This is a genomic window from Sphingopyxis sp. LC81, from assembly GCF_000756375.1.
Taxonomy (GTDB): domain Bacteria; phylum Pseudomonadota; class Alphaproteobacteria; order Sphingomonadales; family Sphingomonadaceae; genus Sphingopyxis.
The window spans coordinates 206,839-226,425 of sequence record NZ_JNFD01000001.1 but is presented as its reverse complement, the minus strand read 5'-3'; the positions used below and the strand labels follow the sequence as shown (position 1 = coordinate 226,425).

Annotated in this window: 13 protein-coding genes, 1 tRNA gene and 1 pseudogene; 4 read left to right on the top strand and 11 right to left on the bottom strand. The window is 63.0% G+C overall.

Translation table 11 applies throughout. The annotated features are described in order from the left end of the window. Window positions 1-55: 55 nt before the first annotated feature. From FG91_RS01125 to FG91_RS01095, 7 genes are all read right to left on the bottom strand, one after another. Window positions 56-1,417 (bottom strand): HlyD family type I secretion periplasmic adaptor subunit, encoded by a 1,362-nt coding sequence (locus FG91_RS01125; RefSeq protein WP_052187189.1) that lies wholly within the window; start codon window positions 1,415-1,417, stop codon window positions 56-58. Continuing rightward, window positions 1,414-3,168, bottom strand: coding sequence for a type I secretion system permease/ATPase (locus FG91_RS01120; RefSeq protein ID WP_052187188.1), 1,755 nt, complete (start codon window positions 3,166-3,168; stop codon window positions 1,414-1,416). The genes FG91_RS01125 and FG91_RS01120 overlap by 4 nt, the downstream gene beginning before the upstream one ends. Window positions 3,169-3,234: 66 nt before the next feature. Next, window positions 3,235-9,021: a peroxidase family protein gene (locus FG91_RS01115; RefSeq protein WP_052187187.1), complete on the bottom strand. Its 5,787-nt coding sequence runs from the start codon at window positions 9,019-9,021 to the stop codon at window positions 3,235-3,237. Window positions 9,022-9,353: 332 nt separating this feature from the next. Beyond that, window positions 9,354-10,109 (bottom strand): LuxR C-terminal-related transcriptional regulator, encoded by a 756-nt coding sequence (locus tag FG91_RS01110; RefSeq protein WP_161785605.1) that lies wholly within the window; start codon window positions 10,107-10,109, stop codon window positions 9,354-9,356. A 161-nt stretch (window positions 10,110-10,270) separates the two neighbouring features. Further along, a complete protein-coding gene (locus FG91_RS01105) occupies window positions 10,271-11,263 on the bottom strand; it encodes a sensor histidine kinase (protein WP_052187185.1) in 993 nt (330 codons plus the stop codon). Window positions 11,264-11,315: 52 nt separating this feature from the next. Further along, window positions 11,316-11,993, bottom strand: a complete 678-nt coding sequence (locus tag FG91_RS01100) for a winged helix-turn-helix domain-containing protein (protein ID WP_037510727.1) — start codon at window positions 11,991-11,993, stop codon at window positions 11,316-11,318. A 289-nt stretch (window positions 11,994-12,282) separates the two neighbouring features. Then, a tRNA-Ser gene (locus FG91_RS01095) sits at window positions 12,283-12,375 on the bottom strand. A 243-nt stretch (window positions 12,376-12,618) separates the two neighbouring features. Between FG91_RS01095 and FG91_RS01090 the strand changes: the two genes are divergently transcribed. Together FG91_RS01090 and FG91_RS01085 are read left to right on the top strand one after the other, a co-directional pair. After that, window positions 12,619-13,392 carry a DUF1134 domain-containing protein gene (locus FG91_RS01090; protein WP_037511073.1) on the top strand — a complete coding sequence of 258 codons (774 nt, stop codon included), beginning with the start codon at window positions 12,619-12,621 and terminating at the stop codon, window positions 13,390-13,392. 311 nt (window positions 13,393-13,703) lie between these two features. Continuing rightward, window positions 13,704-14,720, top strand: a complete 1,017-nt coding sequence (locus FG91_RS01085) for a GGDEF domain-containing protein (RefSeq protein ID WP_235211895.1) — start codon at window positions 13,704-13,706, stop codon at window positions 14,718-14,720. An 18-nt stretch (window positions 14,721-14,738) separates the two neighbouring features. Here FG91_RS01085 and FG91_RS01080 read toward each other — a convergent pair. From FG91_RS01080 to petA, 4 genes and pseudogenes are all read right to left on the bottom strand, one after another. Further along, window positions 14,739-15,303, bottom strand: a pseudogene (locus FG91_RS01080) (adenine phosphoribosyltransferase). A gap of 22 nt (window positions 15,304-15,325) precedes the next feature. Then, the gene (locus tag FG91_RS01075; protein WP_037510725.1) at window positions 15,326-16,138 is read right to left on the bottom strand and encodes a cytochrome c1; all 813 of its coding nucleotides are present in this window, start codon (window positions 16,136-16,138) and stop codon (window positions 15,326-15,328) included. A gap of 31 nt (window positions 16,139-16,169) precedes the next feature. Beyond that, on the bottom strand, window positions 16,170-17,456 hold the full coding sequence (locus tag FG91_RS01070; protein WP_037510723.1) for a cytochrome b: 1,287 nt from the start codon (window positions 17,454-17,456) through the stop codon (window positions 16,170-16,172). 13 nt (window positions 17,457-17,469) lie between these two features. Then, entirely contained in the window at window positions 17,470-18,027 is a 558-nt protein-coding gene (petA, locus tag FG91_RS01065; RefSeq protein ID WP_037510721.1) for a ubiquinol-cytochrome c reductase iron-sulfur subunit, read from the bottom strand. 222 nt (window positions 18,028-18,249) lie between these two features. On the opposite strand from petA, the gene FG91_RS01060 reads away from it, so the two are divergent. Both FG91_RS01060 and hemF read left to right on the top strand, forming a co-directional pair. Continuing rightward, the gene (locus tag FG91_RS01060) at window positions 18,250-18,708 is read left to right on the top strand and encodes a tRNA (cytidine(34)-2'-O)-methyltransferase (protein WP_037511068.1); all 459 of its coding nucleotides are present in this window, start codon (window positions 18,250-18,252) and stop codon (window positions 18,706-18,708) included. Next, the gene (gene hemF, locus FG91_RS01055) at window positions 18,705-19,565 is read left to right on the top strand and encodes an oxygen-dependent coproporphyrinogen oxidase (protein ID WP_037510719.1); all 861 of its coding nucleotides are present in this window, start codon (window positions 18,705-18,707) and stop codon (window positions 19,563-19,565) included. The genes FG91_RS01060 and hemF overlap by 4 nt, the downstream gene beginning before the upstream one ends. The last annotated feature ends 22 nt before the right edge of the window (window positions 19,566-19,587 follow it).

Sequence of the window (19,587 nt, the reverse complement as noted above, 5' to 3'; positions counted from 1 at the left end):
GGATCGCCGGCCGGATGAAGAATCATGCTGTTGATTTCCGGCCGATGGGCCGGGCCTAATTTTCGCGCCCGGCCATCCACAGCGTCTGCGTAAGCGGCTCGATGAGGTAGGAGAGCGCCGTCCGCTTGCGCAGCGGGATCATGATGTCGACGGGCAGACCGGCACGCAGCCCGCCATCCTCGCGAACGCGCCGGAGTTTCGCGAGTTCGCTGGGCGGCACGACCAGTTCGATCTTGAAATAGCGCATGCCCGAACGCTCGTCCTCGAAGCTGTCGGCCGAAATCTTGGAGATCTGACCGACAAGGATCGGCAGGTTGCGTTCCTGCAACGCGGTAAAACGGATCTGCGTCTCCATCCCCGGCGCCAGATCGTCGGCATCGGTCGGCGAAGCCTTGCCATCGATGACGAGGGCGCGGTCTTGCGGAACGATCTCCATCAATGTGTCGCCCGCCGAAACGACGCCGCCGACCGTGAAGACCTTGAGCCCCACGACCCGGCCGCTGGCGGGAGCACGCACCGTCGACCGGGCCAGCTGTTCGCGCACCGCGATCAGCTTGGGCTGAAGTTCGTCGAGGCGAACCTGCCCCGCCTGCTTCTGTGTCGCCACCTCTTCGAGCATCTGCTTGTCGATGCCGACCATCTGCATCTGCGCCTCGCCGATCGCTTCGGAGGAGCGGGCGATGTCGGCGCGATACGCGCCGTAGGAGCCGTCGAGTTCGGCCGCCGACCGCTCCATGCCGCGGACCCGGTTGATCGATACGAAGCCTTTCGGCAGCAGGGCGCGCAGCCCGTCCAGCTCTTCGCCGATCAGTTGTTGCTGCACCTTGTTGGAATTCATCTGATAGCTGTAGCCGTTGATCTGTTCCGAATGCTGGCGCATCCGCTGGCGCAACACGTTGCGCTGTGTGTGCACGGAATTGCGCCGCGCTTCGAACAGCTGGCGCTGGCCGCGCAAGGCTTCGGCCGCCAGCTCCCGGTTTTCGGGCGCCAGCGAGGCAAATTCCGCCGGCTCAGCGACGCTTCGCAGGCCGCCGAGTTCGGCAACCAGACGCGCGCGCTGCGCCAGCAGGGCGATGACTTCGCCGGTCAATCCACGTTCGGCCGCAACGAGCTCCGACGCTGAGATCGTGAGGAGCGGCTCGCCTTTTTTGACCGTTTGCCCCTCGACGACATGAAGCTCGGTCACGATCCCGCCTTCGCGGTGCTGCACCGCCTGACGACTGCCCGACACCGCGATCACGCCCGGCGCATAGGCGCCCGCATCGAGCGGGGTCAGCGCCGCCCATCCGAGCATCCCGACAAAGAAGAACGCCACGATGAGGCCGCCGATGCGCAGTTCGCGATGCGGGCGATCGGCGGAATCATGGCCCGAAGGGCGATCGCCGCCCATCGGCGGCTTCCAGGTCATATCGGTCATGGCCGCGCTCCTTCATGGATTGGAACGACATTCTGCTTTGCTGCGGAATTCTGCAGCGCCTGAAGGATTTCGTCGCGTGGCCCCACCCCGACGATCGCGCCGTCGGCGAGGATCGCCAGCCGGTCGGCGCTGGCCAGAACGGCCGCGCGATGGGCGACGATCATGATCGCCGCGCCGTGCAACTTTGCCGCACCGATCGCCCGCGACAGCGCTTCCTCGCCATCGCTGTCGAGCGCCGAATTGGGCTCATCGAGAACCAGGATGCGCGGGCTGCCATAGAGCGCGCGCGCCAGCGCCACGCGTTGCGCCTGCCCCGCCGACAGCCTGTGGCCATTACCTTCGACCGAGGTGTCGTAACCGCCTGGCAGATGCAGGATCATCTCGTGGACGCCGGCCATGCGCGCAGCAATCACGACCTGCTCATCAACCTCCGCCTGCGGAACGCCGCGCGCGACAGCGAAGCGCGAGACGTTTTCGCTGATCGTTCCGGGAAGCAGGCCGCAATCCTGTGGGAGATAGCCAATATGCTGCGCAAGCTGTTCGGGATCCCAATCAGCCATACTGGCGCCATCGACCCTGATTTCGCCGAGGTCGGGCGGCAGTGCACCCGCGACGACGCGCGCAAGGGTCGTCTTGCCCGCCCCGGACGGGCCGACAATACCCAGCACCTCACCGGGAGCGAGCTTCAAAAATATATTCTTGAGCAGGATCGCGCTGCCATCGGCGTTGCGGACGACAACGCCCTGGAGTTCGACCTGCCCCTCTGGATCGGGCAAGGTGGTGCGCGCGACCGGACCGGCCGCCTGATCGAACAGCCTGCCGAGGGTCTGAATCGCCTGGCGTGACTGGACGATATTGGGCCAGAGGCCGACGAGCTGCTCGATCGGCTGCAGGGCGCGGCTGAGCAGCACCGAGGCGGCGATGATCGCGCCGACCGAAATCTGCCCGTTGATGGCGAGCCAGGCACCGACACCCAGCGCGAAGGATTGCATGAACATCCGCACGAATTTGACGAGTGAATTGTAGCGGCTGCCCGAAAATTGGAGATCGGCGACGGCATTCAGCCCGACGCTGCGCTGCTGGATATGGCGCGAGACCAGCGCGCGCCGCATCCCGAGCGCGCGTACGATCTCGGCCCTGCGCAGCATCGCCTCGTGCGATTCATATGCCGCCGCATTGGCGTGATGCGCCTCTTCGGCCTTTGCCTTGCTGCGCCTTTCATTGGCGATCGCCAGGGTGACCAGCACGCCTCCTGCACCCAGCACCAGCACTCCCAAAATCGGGTGAATGAGGAAGGCGACCAAGAGATACAGGGGCGTCCACGGGACGTCGAACAAGGCGGTTGCCGCCGGTCCCGCAAGCGATTGACGCAAGAGGTCGAATTCGCGCATCGCCTGATGGGTCGAAGGGTCGCCGGGCCGCGCGCGCGATCGCGCCAGCAGCCGGTCCAGTATCTCGCCCGAGAGCAACCGGTCGAGACGCAGCGACGCGCGGGCCATCAACCGCACCCGGATCGCATCGAGCGCCGACAGCGTGGCGATCGCGACACCGACGACGACGGTGATGAAAACCAGCGTCAATACGCCATTGGTTGGCACAACCCGGTCATAGACCTGCATCATGTAGATGGTCGGTGCGAGATAGAGGATGTTGATCAGCGCACTGAATGTTGCTGCGAGGATGAAGTGAGTCCGACAGGCGCGGACGGCTTCTGACAATGCCGGTGGAACGGGCATCCAGAACAGGCGCATGCAATCCTCCCTTATTATCGGAAAAAAATGACGCCGGGAGGGGGGGAGGTCCCGGCGCCAAGCTGGTTATGAGAAGAGATAATCCGTGTCGAAATAGTGCCGGACATCGCGGAGGCCGGAGCGCCCGTTCACCTCCATCCAGTCGTCCATCAGTGCCCGGATCATCTGGAAGGGGTTGTCCTGCTGATGGACAGAACCGCCGCCGTGGCCATTTCCGGAACTGCCGGAATTGACGACGTCCTGGGGTCGGGCGTCACCGATAAACTGGTCCGCACCGCCGCCGGTGTTGAATACCAGCCGATGCGCGGAGGTCAGTCCGGATATATCGACCGTGTCGGCACCCCGGCCACCGTTGACGGTGATCGTATTAAAGTTGAGGCTGGTCGGGTTGAAATCGCCGATGACGAGGATCGTATCGCCACCGTTCCCTCCCGTGCCGCCCGGTGGGACGCCTCCGGGCGACGTCACATTGAGCGCGTTGACGTTGATCTCCTCGATATTGTCGAGTTCGGCCACAATCTGTGCGTTCCCGGTGCCGTTGCGCGTAACGACGATTTCGGTGTTGGCGTTCAGTCCGGTCATGCCCGCGGCTTCGGCTGCGGCCCGGGCATAAATACGGAAGGTTTCCGCTCCTGCCACGCCGTTGAGCACGAATGTATCCGTACCCAATCCGCCATCGACAATATCGCGGCCGCCGGTGCCGCCGGTCTGCGTCACGGTATCGTTTCCGGCGCCGCCATGGATATAGTCGTTGCCGGCTCCGCCGTTGATCGTGTCGGTGCCGCCAAGCCCGAACACCGCCTGTGAACCCGCGGCACCACCGGCGCCGTTGAGGTTGGTGTTGTTGCCGCCGGTTCCAGTCTCGACGGTATAGTTGGCGCCGTTGAACTGGAGCACCTCGGTATTGAGCAAAGAATCGACACCTTCGGCACCCGTATTGTCGGTCACGGTGATCGTCGTGCCGTTGGAGTCGAGGGTGAAATTCCCGATCCCGCCGACGAATATAGCCGTATCGTTGCCACCATTGCCGTCGATGCCGTCGTTGCCCGCCCCGCCGGTCAGCGTGTCATTAGCTGCCCCGCCGGTCATCGTGTCGTTGCCAAGACCACCGGTCACGGTGTCGTTGCCGCCACCGCCGTTCAGCACATCGTTGCCCTGACCGCCGGAGATGGTGTCGTTGCCGGCATCGCCATTCAGCTGGTCGTTACCGTCGTTGCCCGACATCGTATCATTGCCGCCGCCGCCATCGCCGATATCGTCACCGGCGGTGCCGACCAGGTTGTTGTTGGCGCCATTGCCGTCCCAGTTGACCCCGGTCGGTCCGGTCGCGGCGGATATGACCTGTTCGGCCGTACCACCGCCATCGGTGAAGCTCACCGCGACGCGCAGCCGAAGCCCGGCCTGGTCGCCGAACACGAGGCCGGCATTGTCGTCGGGCGTGAAGGTCGCAGCGGTGGCCCCGGCGATATTGGCCCAGGTCACACCGTCGGCCGATTGTTGCCACTGGTAGCTGAACGCCCCGAGTCCGTTCGGATCGGCGATGGCCGCGGTGTTCACCGTCAGCAACTGGCCTTCGGTCGGCGTCAGGTCGCTGATAACGGGCTGCCCCGTCGCCGGCTGATTCACCGCGATCTCGACGTCCGAGAAGCGCATGCGTTCGATGTTGCGCAAATTGTCGGTGCCGTCGAGCTGCGTGCCGCGCGCATGCGCCACGCTGATCGTGCCATTGGCATTATAGGTGATGTCGTAATTGGCCCGAAGGTCGGAGAACACGGCGATGTCCGTATCGCCCGCCGTGGTGTCGGTCAGGATTTCGCGGACGATAACCAGCTGACCCGGATTGAATGTCCGGTTGAACATCCGCGTCACCAGCTCGCTCATGCTGTTGGCCGTGGCGATTTCCGTACCTGTGCCGCCATCGGGGCCGACATTCTGGCGAACGCTAATCCGCACGTTCAGCCATTTGTCGCCATCGATGATGTCGTCACCGGCGTTGCCGCGGATAAGGTCGCTGCCGTCGCCGCCGAGGATGATGTCGCCGGCGTTATAGGAGGTGACACCGGCGCCGACGACGGCCTGGAGCCCGGCGATCCGGGCGATGCCCGCGGCGTCGAGGTTGCTTCCCCGATAGCCTTCCGATCCGCTGATCGTCGGGTCAGGATCGAACGGCGCGCGTTCTGCCGCGGTCACATTGGAGCCCGACAGAATATCGTTGAACCGCGACCCCGACAGACCTTCGACGCTTTCATAGGCGTCTTGCGTCGCATTGGCCGGCGGCGTCGGATTCTCGTCGAACACGATCCCGCGCGTCAGATCGGCGTCGGTGCCGGCGTTGTTATTCTTATAGATCGCCCAGTCCCAACCCGACATGCCTGCCATCTTGGCACGGCCGGGGCTGCCGACCATGATGTCGTCGCCGCCTTCGGCGATGAACTCGTCGAAGCCGCCGAGCCCGAAGAAGACGTCATGGCCGACGACACCGTCCTGCGCGAAAATTTCGTCGAAATTGTCGCCGGGGGCGCCGTCGAAGGTGCCATGTTCGATCCAGTCATCGCCTTCGTTGCCGAGGATGCGTTCGGCGGTGATGTTTCCAAGGATGAAGTCATTGCCTTCACCGGCGAACACCTCCGTTCCGGCGTCGGTGCCAAGCACGATGAAGTCCTGGCCTCTTCCGCCCATCACCAGATCGAGTCCGGGACCGGTGTTGACCACATCATGCCCGTCTTCGAGCTTGATGTTGTCGTCGCCGCCGATGTCGCGGACCACGTCGTCGCCCGCGCCGGCGTTGAAGATGTCGTTGCCGGCGCCGCCTTCCATCGTATCGTTACCGCCGTCGCCAAACAGCGTGTCGTCACCCTCGCTTGCAATGAGGATGTCTGCGCCTTCGGTGCCGCCGAGAACGACGTGCTCATCGCCGGTATAGCGAAGATAGTTGTTGTCGGGACCCACGGTGCTGGGATTGTTGCGCACCACCAGGGGCGTCAGGATGCCACCACCCGCCGGATCTGTGCTTTCGAGCACACCGTCGCCGTTCAGATCGTTGAACTGTTTGGTGATATCGACCTCGAGGATCAGACCTGGGGTGGAGAAGACGTCCGAAGGCAGATGCGTGGCGTTGGTATGCCGCATGATCATGCTGGCGAACGAATTGCCTTCCAACTCGCCAAACAGGTGCATGCCATCGAGGCGTTGCAGATAATAGAAGCGGTCGGCATTCTGCAGCTGTTCCATCTGCACTTCAAAGACGAAGTTGAAGGTCGAGCCGAGCATACCGCCAAAGGGCAGGATCTTTTCGGCAAGGCCGCCGATCCACAGGTCGACATTATCGAGCCCGGTGGTCGTGACCCCGTTTGGCAGGCTGGTCCACGCCCCTTCGCCATTGAGGAAGTCGAGCGCATCGGGCGCATCGGCCGCCAGGATGACGCGATCGTCCAACGGATCGTCGGGATCGCCCAGCACCACCTGATCAGTGCCGAAGATGATCGCCATCGCCGCGGCGCGCTTGCCCTCTACCGTTGTTTCGCCGGTGATCAGCGAATGCGTGCCATAAGCCGCGACGAAGTTGATGATCGACGCCTCATTCTTGAGATTGCCGGCGAAATCGACCCAGCTCTCGTAGGGTTTCAGCCGCGCGTCGTTGTTCGTCACCTCATAGAATTCGCGGCGCGCGGCGTTCAGCGAGGGAACGCCGGTGTCGCGGCCACGGGCAAGGTTGATCGTCGCGAGATCGAGCGGCAGGCCGAGCAGATTGTTGCGCAGCGCGCTGGTAACGAATTCGTCGATCTCGTTGCCGACCTGACGCGTCATGCCGCGGATGATGTCGCCCGCCGCCAGGCCGTCCGCGATGGCGCCGTTAACCCCGTTGAACGCTATGGGGTTGAGGAAGCCGTCGATCAGGCTGATGTCGTCGGGCGTGAAGGTCGGGCCGAACCGCGAGATATCTTCGGTCAGCATCGAGTGGCCGAAGCGATACACGACATGCGCGAATTCGGCGACGATGTCCGGATTGATCGTGGTGTCGAACCCGTCGGGCACGATGAAGAAGTCGACCTGTGGCTGGACCTTGCGCGCGAATTCCTCGAACACGAGGTGCTGATACTGCATCTCGGTGCCGAATTTCGCGGCCTGGAACAAGCGTTCGCCGTCCCATACCAGCGCGTCGATCTGTGCCGGCGTGGTCGGCAGCGCCGCGACGTCATCGGCCAGCCATTCGTTGAGGAATGCGAGATCCCCAGTGGCCAGGACGACCTCCTTGGTGTGCTCGACCAGGCGGTTATGCTCGGCATGGAAGACATGGTGGACCGCGGTCAGGCCGATATTCTCGTTCACCCGGCCATCGCCCGCCATGAAATGCGCGTCGAGCAATTCATCGTCATACACCAGTGGGTTGTTGCCCGGGTTCTGCAGGCCGATCGTGATGTCGCCGTCTTCGATGCCGTTCGGCACCGCGGTGTGGGCGATGTCGGCGAGGAAGGCGCTGTTGGTGCGAATCGCGGTGGCAAGACCCACCGGCGCCAGCGGCGTACCCGAAATCACGACGTCGTCGGCCGTGTTCGGAATTCCGTCGCCGCCGATACCCGTGATGACCTGCGCGTAGCCCGCAGCGTTAGGGATGAAATTGCCGTAAGCGTCGGTCCGCAACAAGGGCACCTTGCCCACGTCCTGATCGGTGAGCAGGATGCCGAGCATCAGCGCCTGTTCCTTGACCTCGGCCCAGGTCGCCATGCCGCCGGGGGAGCCGCCGGCGCCCTCGATCAGCTTGCCGGTCGCGACCGGATGGCCCGCCCCATTCACCTCATATTGGCGCAGGAACACCTGATGCGACGCATGCGAAGCATAGGTCTGGTTCTGATCGACGTAAGACGTCGTCGTGTTGACCGGCCGCACATCATCGGCGGTTCCCATGATCCCGTCGGTGCCCGCCGAAACCGTGGCGCGGGTCAGCACCATGAAGTTGGTGTGGCTGCCCGGGACATAGAGCGGATCATCGGGCTGGAGCGGAATGAAGACGGTACCACTGCCACCCTTATTGACCAGATCGAGACCATGATCGAAGAATTGGCCGAACAGGGTGAACCACGAGTTGAACGAGGCCGACAGGCCCACGTCGGGCGAAACATTGGGAAGATGGACATTGTCGCCGTCCATGGTGAGGCCAAAGGGCACAAGCGCAGCGTCGCGAACGACGCGCGCGGCCTCCAGATCGGCGACGGTCACGTCATGCGCGGCGGTCGCGGCGGCCAGCGCATCCAGCGCGGCCTGTTCCTCGGCACTCGGCGGCGTAAGGGGGTCGCCATCGTCCAGCTCATTGGCTGCGACCCGTGCGTTCTCTTTGACCACGCGTGCCTGATATTCCGCGTCGGAGGACGGTTTGAAGGTCTGATAGATCGCCGTAATCGCCGCCAGATCAGCCAGCGGATCAGCACTACCCGCGCGGTCCAGCCCCTCTAGGATCGCGGCAGGATTACCCAGCGTCTGATCGACCAGCAGGTTGGAGATCGTTCGCAGGCTGCGGTCGAAGACCAGCGAGTCAGGGTCGTTCGACGGATTATAATTTGCCTGCGTCGGTATCGCCGGGGCCGGTCCAGGTCCGTCGGGGTCGAACGGTGTACCGTCAGCTGGCCGGTAAACCGGATCGAGCAACGACGGGAACTGGACGTCCGCCGCACCCCATTTTTCCTGGCCGGGAAGCAGGTGGTTGTTGCTGCCGTCGACCGTACGCAATCCGAAGGAAAGATTATACGCGGGGATAAGTCCGCCCGGGCCGTAAAGCGGCTGACCGGCGGCATGGGCTTCGGCAATCTTGATCTGGGCCAAAATGAAGTCGAGATCGCTGCGGATATACGTAACCATGCTTACCTCCCTGCAGTAAACCCGCGCGCGCCGCACACCAGTCGGCTCTACCTTCGACTCACGGTACGCGGTCGATCTGCGGATTTTGTGATTGCAGGCTAAGTCTTAACGAGCGCCGTCGTCGAGTTGGACTGGTGACCTATTACATTCCCGCCGTTCTATATTCACGCACTCTATTACGATGTCACAATCTATATAGTACTTTTTATATAGGTGACGATCAGACAAGGCGCAGTCCAAGGCCCCCTTGGCAGGCGGGCAAGGCAAAGACGGAAGCGAAGCTGGTTTGGGGCGACCGCGAAAATGGTCGGCGAATGGCGAAGAAATTCCGCTCAGCGCCTGTACGAGATTTGGGAAACCCCGCTGAAATTGCGCTGCAACATCGGCCTTCCGCGCTTCTCTTCGAGAAGGCCGGGCAGATATGTCTCGTCCGCGCTGTCGTTGAACGCCCGCGCCTGCATCACGGCGACCGCGCTGACCCGGTTGTGGACACCCAGCATGCGAAACGCCGCAGCGATATGAACCTTCACGGTTCCCTCGGCGATGCTCAGCAGCCGCGCAATTTCCTTGTTCGAGCGTCCGGCGGCGAGGAGGTTAAGAACCTCGAATTGACGCCCGGTCAGCGCCGTCTCGTACGCACCGCCATCTTCGTCGACGATGCTCGCCTTCCGGGCATTCAGATCGGAAAGGAACGGCGGCACATATATCTGTCCCGCCAGCACCTTTCTTAATGCGTCTGCCATCTCGTGGACCGGAAAATCCTTTGGAATATAGCCGTGGACGCCCGCGCCCAGCGCGTCGAGCACCATCTCGCGGTCCCGCGACGCGGCCACGACGACCACACGCACCTCAGGATATTTGACGCGCAGGTCGCGCAAGCCTTCGCGCTTGTGCATTCCCGGCAAGCCGAGATCGATCGTCACAAGATCGATCGATCGCCGCGACGCCATTCGGGCGATGACGGAGGGAAAGTCCCAAGCTTCGGTCAGATTGGATAGGCCGAGATTTCGCGCGAAAAGTGTAGTCAGTCCTTCGCGGCAAAGCGGATGGCTATCCGCGACCAAAATCTCACCTGCTTCATTCGCCACGGATTTGTCCCCCACGGGTACTTGCCTAGGCACGCGCCGACAAACATACGCCCGCTCGACCCCTTCCCGCCGCCGCGACCCGTGCGAGAAGGCACTCTTTTTGTTATGAAACGAATCGGTCCCGTTAAGACTATGCGCCTAAGCTGACGCCAACCTGACGGTTAACTTAGCTGACGATCGGATTGGTCAGCAATTTGGTAGGCGCCTTGAAATAACAAGCCAATTTCTTTTCGGTCAGGATTTGTAATCAGCCTGGCATGGTGGATTTCGGCAATTCGCGCCACGATCGCGAGGCCCAGGCCCGCCCCGCCGGCGTTTGCATGATCGGCGCGAGCGAACCGCTGGCTGAGCGCCGCAAGGTCCGCAACCGACAAGCCAGCCCCCTCGTCCCTGACACAAATGCGGGCATCCGGCCCGACCGCGATCACGACCGTTCCGCCCTCGGGCGTCACCCGCAGCGCATTTTCCACGAGGTTCGACACCGCCGCGGCGAGCGTTTCCCTGATTCCCGAAACCATGGGTTCGCCCTCGACCGCCAGCGCGACATGCCTGCCCTGCTCGGCCGCCAGCGGCGCAAAGCGGTTGGTCACATCCATTGCGACGTCCGGCAGGGAAACGATGTCGTGAGAGACAGGGCGCGCCACATGGGCCTCCACCTGCGCCATCATCATGATCTGACCGACGAGCCGCTTCATCGCGGCAACGTCCTTCTTGAGCCGGAGAGCGTCGGGCGAACCCAGTCGGTCCAGTTCGATCATCAGGATCGCCAGCGGCGTCCGCAGTTCATGGGCGACATTGGCGGCAAAGGCCTCGCGCTGCTCCGCGACGTCGTCGAGGCGCGCCAGCAGATCGTTCAGTGCGCGCGCGAAGGGCTGTGTTTCGAGGGGAAATTCCTCAAGATTGACACGGAAGCCGCGGTCGGTGCCCACCACCGAATCCATGTGGGCAGCCGCCGTGCTCAGCGGGGCGAGCGATGTCCGAATAACCCATCGGACCGCGAAAAACATCGGCACCATAAGCAGGAGGAGCGGCAGGACGACATGTTCCGCGATTTCGAGCCATTCGCCCCGCCAGCCATCTGCCGACGACTTTTGCTCGAGCATCACCTCGACATCGAAACTGACGAAAATGATCAACGCAAGGCCGCCGAACACGCCCGTCCATGCAAGGCCGCGCGTCAGGCGACGGGATACGGAATGCGGCGCTTTAATCCCCATAGTCCCGGAGGAGATAGCCCATTCCGCGGACGGTCACGAGCCGGTCGGGATGATCGGCATCGCTCAGCTTATGGCGAAGCCGGGACACAATGGCCTCGACCGCATTGGGCGTCACGGGTTCGTCGAACCGGTACAGCGCTTCCTCGATGGTCGACCGGCGCACGACGGCTCCAGCCCGGCGGATCAGCAGTTCCAGCAAATCGGCTTCGCGGCGGGTCAGTTCGATGGCGTTGTCGCCGCTCCGCGCCGTCCGCGCCGCCACGTCGAACGCCAGCTTCCCGGCCCTGATGATCGGCAGGCTGCGCGTTCCCGGCCGGCGCAGGAGCGCGCGAAGGCGGGCGGCGAGCTCCTCGATTTCGACAGGTTTGACGAGATAGTCGTCCGCCCCGCCATCAAGCCCGGCGATCCGATCCCCCATCCCGTCACGCGCGGTCAGGATCAGGACGGGCGGCAGGGGATGACCCGGCCGGTCGCGGCGCAGCCATTCGAGCCCGTCACCATCGGGTAGCCCCAGGTCCAGAATCACCGCATCATATGTCACGCTGGCGAGAGCGACCTCGGCTTCGTCGATATTCCCGACGCCGTCCCCGCTGAATCCATGCTGAGCCAGGCCATGCGAAACGAGCCCCGCCAGTCGATCGTTGTCCTCTATGATCAGGACGCGCATGTCGCACCAATTGGCAGCGGAGCCCCCCACGGTCATCGCCAGGCACGAACCCTTAAAACCACCCCGCGCGTTAAGGGAAACTGTCTGCCGGGCGGGCTGAGTATGAACTCATTATTCACGAAATCAAGAAGGCCGGGATTCGCATCCTCGGTGCAGTTGGCAGGAACCCTGCCGATCAAACTGCAATTGCCCCGACCTTCCTCGAACCGGAATTGTCCGATTACCGGAACTAACCGTGACAAAGTTGGCACGGAGGCCCTCATCCGGTCGGATTGAACTAGGGAAATAGTGGCGGAGACGGAGGGATTCGAACCCTCGGTACCGGATTTACCAGTACGACGGTTTAGCAAACCGTTGGTTTCAGCCACTCACCCACGTCTCCGCATGGCCTGTCGCGCTAACGACAGTCTGGCCTAGGCGGGTCGCTATAGCCATGCACTTCGCACCCCGCAACGGCAAAGATTGTGCAATTTTGGTGTCGAAGCAGGCATTTCGTCGCCCGGATGATTCGGCCTGGCGTAAATTCGACTCAAGTCATCGCCGGTTCATTGCTCGAACGCGAAAGCGAGTCATGATTAACGCAGAATATGGCGCGTGTGCGCCGCTCGATCTTTGGGGGTCCAATATGCGCAAAACGTTTACCAGCCTTGCCTTGGCAGCAATGGCATCGCTCGGCCTCGCGCTGACGCCGCTTCCGGCAGCCGCGCAGATGCGCGAAGTCGATCCCAACAGCACGGCGATCGATTCCGATCTCAACAATCCTGCACCGCCGCCGGTATCGAGCGATTCGACGGCCGGCACGTCGTACGACAGCGATCTTGCCACGGGCGACCAGCAGACCAGCGAGACACCGCCCGTGGACGGCACCGCGGCCAGCGCCGACGTCTCGGCGACCACGATCGCAGCGGCGCCCGGGTCAACCTATAAGAAGGACGATCTGATCGGCGCTGCCGAAGGGGTGTTCGGCAAAGGCGCGCAAGGGCTTGCTGGGCTGATCGAGGACATATTGAAGAAGCAGGGCGAACCCAACGCCTATATCGTCGGGCGCGAAGCCGGCGGCGCGCTGGTGCTCGGCGTGCGCTACGGTTCGGGGACGCTGCATCACAAGATCGAGGGCGAACTGCCCGCTTACTGGACCGGCCCGTCGATCGGGTTCGACGCGGGCGCCAATGCCGGCAATACCTTTGTCCTCGTCTATAATTTGTTCGACAGCGAGGACCTCTACAAGCGCTTCCCCGCGGGCGAAGGCGCCGCCTATCTGGTCGGCGGCTTCAACGCGAGTTATATGCGCCGCGGCGACGTCGTCCTGATCCCGATCCGTGTCGGAGTCGGCGCGCGGCTTGGCGTGAACGCCGGCTATATGAAGTTCCGCAAGAAACAGAACTGGGTGCCCTTCTAAACCTCGGCATTGCCACGGGGGCGATAGGCCCGCGCTCTCGGGCGCGGGCTTTTTCTTTGCCTCGAATCCAGGCGGCCGTTACCGAACCTTAACCTTATGAGCGCACGATTCACCTTATGAGACGATCGGATTCCCCCGCACCGATCGAGCCCCCTTCGCGCTTGCACATTTTCCCAAGCCCGGCGGCTCTTCCACTCCCCGTGTATCGCGATTTCGTCGCCATGCTGTTCAGCATGTGGGTTCCGATATTCGGTCTCGGAATCGTTTTTGTCGGAATATGCCTCCTGGTCGGCCGGGAACTCGACAACCCCTTGCTCCTCGCCCTTGCCGGGCTGGGCGCGATCACCACCTTTGTTCGCCTGGCCACCATCCGTGCATGGTTCCGCGCGGGGCCCGTCGGCGATTTCGTTACCCTAAAGCGCTGGGAACGCCGCTATGCTATCGGCAATTATGCGTCGGCGATCCTTCTCGCGCTGCTCAACGTCATCGCGATATCGTCGCATTATCCGCTGCTGCACCTCATCACGGTCAGCCTGGTCTTCAGCTTTGGCGCGGGCATCGTTTCGCGGACCTCGGTTCGACCGAAAATCTGCGTCACCAGCCTTTTGATCGCGACGCTTCCCACGATCGTGGCCCTCGCGCTTCACGCTTTCGACGCGCATCCCATTCCGCTGCACGGCGAGCTGTTCCTGATCGAGGCATTCATCGTCGCGATGATCACCGGGCTCAGTCTCCAGACCGTGGTCCATCTCTATCGATCGGCGGTCGAGCATCACACCGCGCGGCACGACATGGCGAAGCTGGCCCGAACCGACGCCCTCACCGGCCTTTCGAACCGCCTGTTGCTGCGCGAGCAGTTCCAGTTTCACACCGCGACGGCGCTGCGCGCGAAAAACCAGGTCGCGCTCCATTTCCTCGACCTCGACGGTTTCAAGGCGATCAACGATCGCTACGGCCATCCCGCCGGTGATGTGCTGCTCGAACAGGTCGCGCGCCGCCTGGAAGGGATGGTGCGCAGCGAAGACGTCGTGTCGCGCCTCGGCGGCGATGAATTCATCGTGCTGCAGGTCGGCCTGAGCGACGACAGCGAAGCCGAACTGCTCGCACGCCGGATCATCCGCGAGATCAGCAAGCCCTATCTGGTCGACGATGTTTCGATGTCGATATCGGTCAGCGTGGGGATTGCCACGGCGCCCAAACTGGGGGTCGAGCTGGAGCGGCTTCTGGCATGCGCCGATGCGGCGCTCTACCGCGCCAAGGCGGGCGGGAAAGCCCGTGCGCTCTTCTGTGTCGAAGCCGATGCGGCGATGGCCGACATGGCGGCCTGACCCCTCAAGGTCGGAACCCTAATCGCCGTCGAACGCAATCAATGTCTCGCAGGTGAGCCCAGCAGCCTCGAGCCGCTGTGAGCCGCTGTGAGCCGCCGAGATCGGGAAGGTCGATCACGAACAGCGCGGCCGCTACCTCGGCGCCGACGCTCCGCATCAGCGCCGCGGTCGCGAGGATGGTCCCGCCGGTCGCGAGCAGATCGTCGACCAGCACCACCCGGTGGCCCGGCAGCACCGCACCTTCGTGAAGTTCGAGGCGATCGACGCCATATTCGAGTTCATAGTCGACGCCGATCGTCACGCCGGGAAGCTTGCCCGCCTTGCGCACGGGAACGATGCCGAGGCCCATCGCGGTCGCCATCGCGGCGCCGAACAGAAAGCCGCGCGCCTCGACCGCGACGATGAAGTCGGGACGGTGAACGGCGGCGAGCGCGCTCAAGCGGCGCACGCTTTCGGCAAAACCGGCGGCGTCGCCGATCAGCGTGGTGATATCGCGGAACTGGATGCCCGGCTTTGGAAAGTCCGGGATGGTGCGGACGAGCGACGCGAGGTCGAGGTCCGGCTGAGGCGGGAGGGCGATCATGACGGTCGCCCTCCCCGGCTCATCAATGCTTCTTGTCGGCCCAGATGTTCCGGTACGACAGATAAGTCAGCACGGTGAAGATCAGCAGGAAGAAGAAGACTGCATAACCCACCTGGATGCGCTTGATCAGCTTCGGCTCGGCGGTCCAGACGAGGAATGCCGTGACGTCCGCAGCCATGTTCTTCACATCGTTCGGCGAACCGTCGGCAAAGGTCACCTGTCCCTTGGCCAGCGGCGGCGCCATCGCGAGGTTAAGGTTCGCGAAATAGGGGTTGTAGTGCAGCCCCGTGCCCGGCTTCAGCTCGGCAGGCAGGTTCGCCGGCGGGTTCTGATAACCGGTCAGCAGCGAATAGACATAGTCCTTGCCGCCTTCGCGCGCCTTGGTGATCAGCGAAAGGTCGGGCGGCAGCGCGTTGTTGTTTGCAGCGCGGGCAGCCGTTTCGTTAGCGTAGGGCGACGGGAAATAATCGGACGGCAGGCCATCGCGGGTTGCCGGTTCACCCGTATCGGGGTTGATCGACGGAACCTGGAAGCCCTTGGCGAAGGTCTTGATCTGCCCCTCGGTGTAGCCGAGATCCGCGATGTTGCGGAAGGCGACGAGGTTCAGGCTGTGACAAGCCGAGCAGACTTCCTTGTACACCTGCATGCCGCGCTGCAGCTGCGCCTTGTCCCAATGCGGCAGGACGATGCCATCGCTGGCCAGCTTCAGATGCCGGGGGTGTTTGTGAAACTCGTGCGCGACATTGGCTTCATTGCTGAGCGGTGTCGTGAAGATCGCGAGCACCAGCGCGGTAATGAAACCGAGACCGACGAGAAAACCGAGCGGACGAACCATAGCTGTATCAGCTCCTATTAAAGTCCGGCGCTCAGGCCGTTGCCGAAGCCGACGAGGTGTCGGTGGCGTGTTTGGCGAGGACCGCTTCGGTGATCGAATTCGGCATCGGAAGCGGGCGTTCGATCCGCGACACGATCGGCAGGATCACCAGGAAGTGGGCGAAGTAATAGATCGCGCCCAGCTGGCTGAGGATCACATAGGGCTGCTCGGCGGGCTGCATGCCGCAGAAACCGAGGAGCAGCACGTCAGCGACGAGGATCCAGAAGAAGATGCGGTACAGCGGGCGATAGTTCGACGACTTGATCGGCGAGCTGTCGAGCCAGGGCAGGAAGAACAGCAGCGCGATCGAAGCGAACATCGCGATGACGCCCCACAGCTTCGCGTCGATCCACAGGAAGTTGAAGGTGAAGGCCTTCAGGATCGCGTAGAAGGGCAGGAAGTACCATTCGGGAACGATATGCGCCGGGGTCGAAAGCGAGTTCGCCGGGATATAGTTGTCGGCGTGGCCGAGCGTGTTCGGGCTGAAGAAGGTCAGCGCGACGAAGATCAGCAGGAAGACGCCGACCCCGAAGCCGTCCTTCGCGGTGTAATAGGGGTGGAACGGGACGGTGTCCTGTTCGTCCTTCACCTCGATACCCGTCGGGTTCGACGAGCCCGGGATGTGCAGCGCCCAGATGTGCAGGATGATGACACCCAGGATCACGAACGGCAGCAGATAGTGCAGCGAGAAGAAGCGGTTGAGCGTGGCATTGTCGGGGACGAAGCCGCCGAGCAGCCATTCGCGCACCGGTTCGCCGACGATCGGGATCGCCGAGAAGAAGCCGGTGATCACCTGCGCGCCCCAGAAGCTCATCTGGCCCCACGGCAGCACATAGCCCATGAAGGCGGTCGCCATCATCAGGAGGAAGATCACGACGCCCAGCAGCCACACCATTTCGCGCGGCGCCTTGTACGAACCGTAATAAAGGCCGCGGAAGATGTGCAGATAGACGACGATGAAGAACATGCTCGCGCCGTTCATATGCGCATAGCGGATGAACCAGCCGGCATTCACGTCGCGCATGATATGCTCGACCGAGTTAAACGCGACGCTCGCGTTCGCAGCATAGTGCATCGCCAGAACGATACCGGTGATGATCTGAATCATCAGCGCTGCGCCGGCGAGGACGCCGAAGTTCCAGAAATAGTTGAGGTTGCGCGGGACCGGATAGCCGGGGCCCGTGGCATTATAGACGAGGCGCGGAATCGGCAGCTTCTCGTCCATCCACTTCATCAGCGGATGCGTCGGCTCATAGGGTTTGGCCCAGGGAAAGCTCATCTTATTTCTCTCCTCAGCCGATCGTCACGACGGTGTCGCTGGTGAATTCATAGGGCGGCACGACCAGGTTGGTGGGCGCGGGTCCTTTACGGATGCGTGCCGCGGTGTCGTAGTGCGAACCGTGGCACGGGCAGAAATAGCCGCCGAAATCGCCGCGGTTCTCACCCTCGGCAGCGCCGAGCGGAACGCAGCCCAAATGGGTGCAAACGCCCAGCGTGATCAGCCAGTTTTCCTTGCCGGGCTTGGTGCGCTCGTCAATCGTCTGCGGATCGCGGAGATCGCCGAGCGGAACGGCCTTGGCTTCGGCGATTTCCTTGGCAACGAGGTTGCGCACGAACACCGGCTGCTTGCGCCAGCTGGTCTTGATCGCCTGACCGGGCTGGATCGCCGAAATGTCGATTTCGGTCGACGACAGCGCGAGCACGTCGGCCGACGGGTTCATCTGGTTGAGCAGCGGCAGCACCACGGCGACCGAACCGACACCAGCGAAACTCACCGCCGCAATATTGATGAAATCCCGGCGGCGTACGCCATCCTCGATACCGGCGTTGAGTTCAGATTCACTGGCCATTCGACTGCCCTTGCATGGGTGAACTAACAAAAGTTCTCGAAGTTATGGCCGCCCTGTTGCACGCGCACGAAAGCGCACAACCCGGCGGCCCCTCCGGGAATTGCGGGCCTGATAGCCGCACTGTCCGGGCTTGCCAACAGGCAATTTCCGCTTCTTTTCTTGTACCAAGACGACGAGCAGAGAGCGCTCGATTCCGAACGGCGCGCCCGCTATGAGCGGCGCATGCAAATCGCCCTGTTTCAGCCGGATATTGCGGGCAATGTCGGCACCACGCTACGCACCGCCGCCTGCTTCGGCGTGCCTGCGCATATCATCGAACCGTGCGGCTTTCCCTTCTCCGACGGCGCGCTTAAGCGCGCCGGGATGGATTATGCCACACGCGCAAATGTGCGGCGCCACGCCGACTGGAGCGGCTTTCAGCAATGGAGTTCTGAGGCCGGAGCGCGGCTCGTGCTGCTGACGACGGCGGGTGCCACCCCCCTGCCCGCCTTCGGTTTCGAACCCGGCGATGTCCTGTTGCTCGGCGCCGAATCCTCGGGCGTGCCGCCTTATGTTCATGATGCGGCCACGGCACGGGTCGCAATTCCGATGCGCGAGGGCTTTCGATCCTTGAATGTCGCGGTCGCGGCTGGCATCGCGCTCGCCGAAGCGCTCAGGCAAACGAAAGGCTTTCCGGCATGATCTCGCTCGACCCGCAACAACAGACGGCACGTAACTGGTTCGAATCGCTCCGCGACCGAATCTGCGCCGAATTCGAGAAGATCGAGGCCGAGGCGGGCGGCGACGCGCGCTTTGCCTATACGCCGTGGGATCGCGAGGCCGAGGGTCTGGCGCCGGGCGACGGCGGCGGCGGCGTGCGCGGGGTGATGACGGGCAAGGTCTTCGAAAAGGTCGGGGTCAATGTCTCGACCGTCGCGGGCGAATTCGCCCCCGACTTTGCCGGATCGATCCATGGCGCGAGCGAAGACCCGAGCTTTTTCGCGACGGGAATCAGCCTGGTCGCACATATGGCGAACCCGCATGTTCCCGCGGTGCATATGAACACGCGATTCCTCGCGACGACGAAGCGCTGGTTCGGCGGCGGCGCGGACCTCAATCCGCCGATTCCCTATCAAGAGGACACCGACGCCTTCCACGCGCGGCTGCGTGCGGCCTGCACACCCTTCGGCCCCGACGTTTACGAACGCTACGCCAAATGGGCCGAGGATTATTTCTATATCCCGCATCGCGGCGTCCACCGCGGCGTCGGCGGGATTTTCTACGACCATCTCGAATGCGGCGACGATGCCGAGTTCGACCGCAATTTCCAGCTGACGCAGGCGGTCGGCGAAGCGTTCCTCGACATCTTCCCGCAGATCGTGCGCCGCCGGATGGGCCTGCCCTTCACCGAGGCCGAGCGCGAGGAACAGCTGATCTGGCGCGGGCGCTACGCCGAATTCAACCTCGTCTATGACCGCGGGACGCTGTTCGGGCTCAAGACCGGCGGCAATATCGACGCGATCCTGATGAGCCTGCCGCCGCTCGCCAAATGGAACTGACATAGAAAAGGGCGCCCCGTTG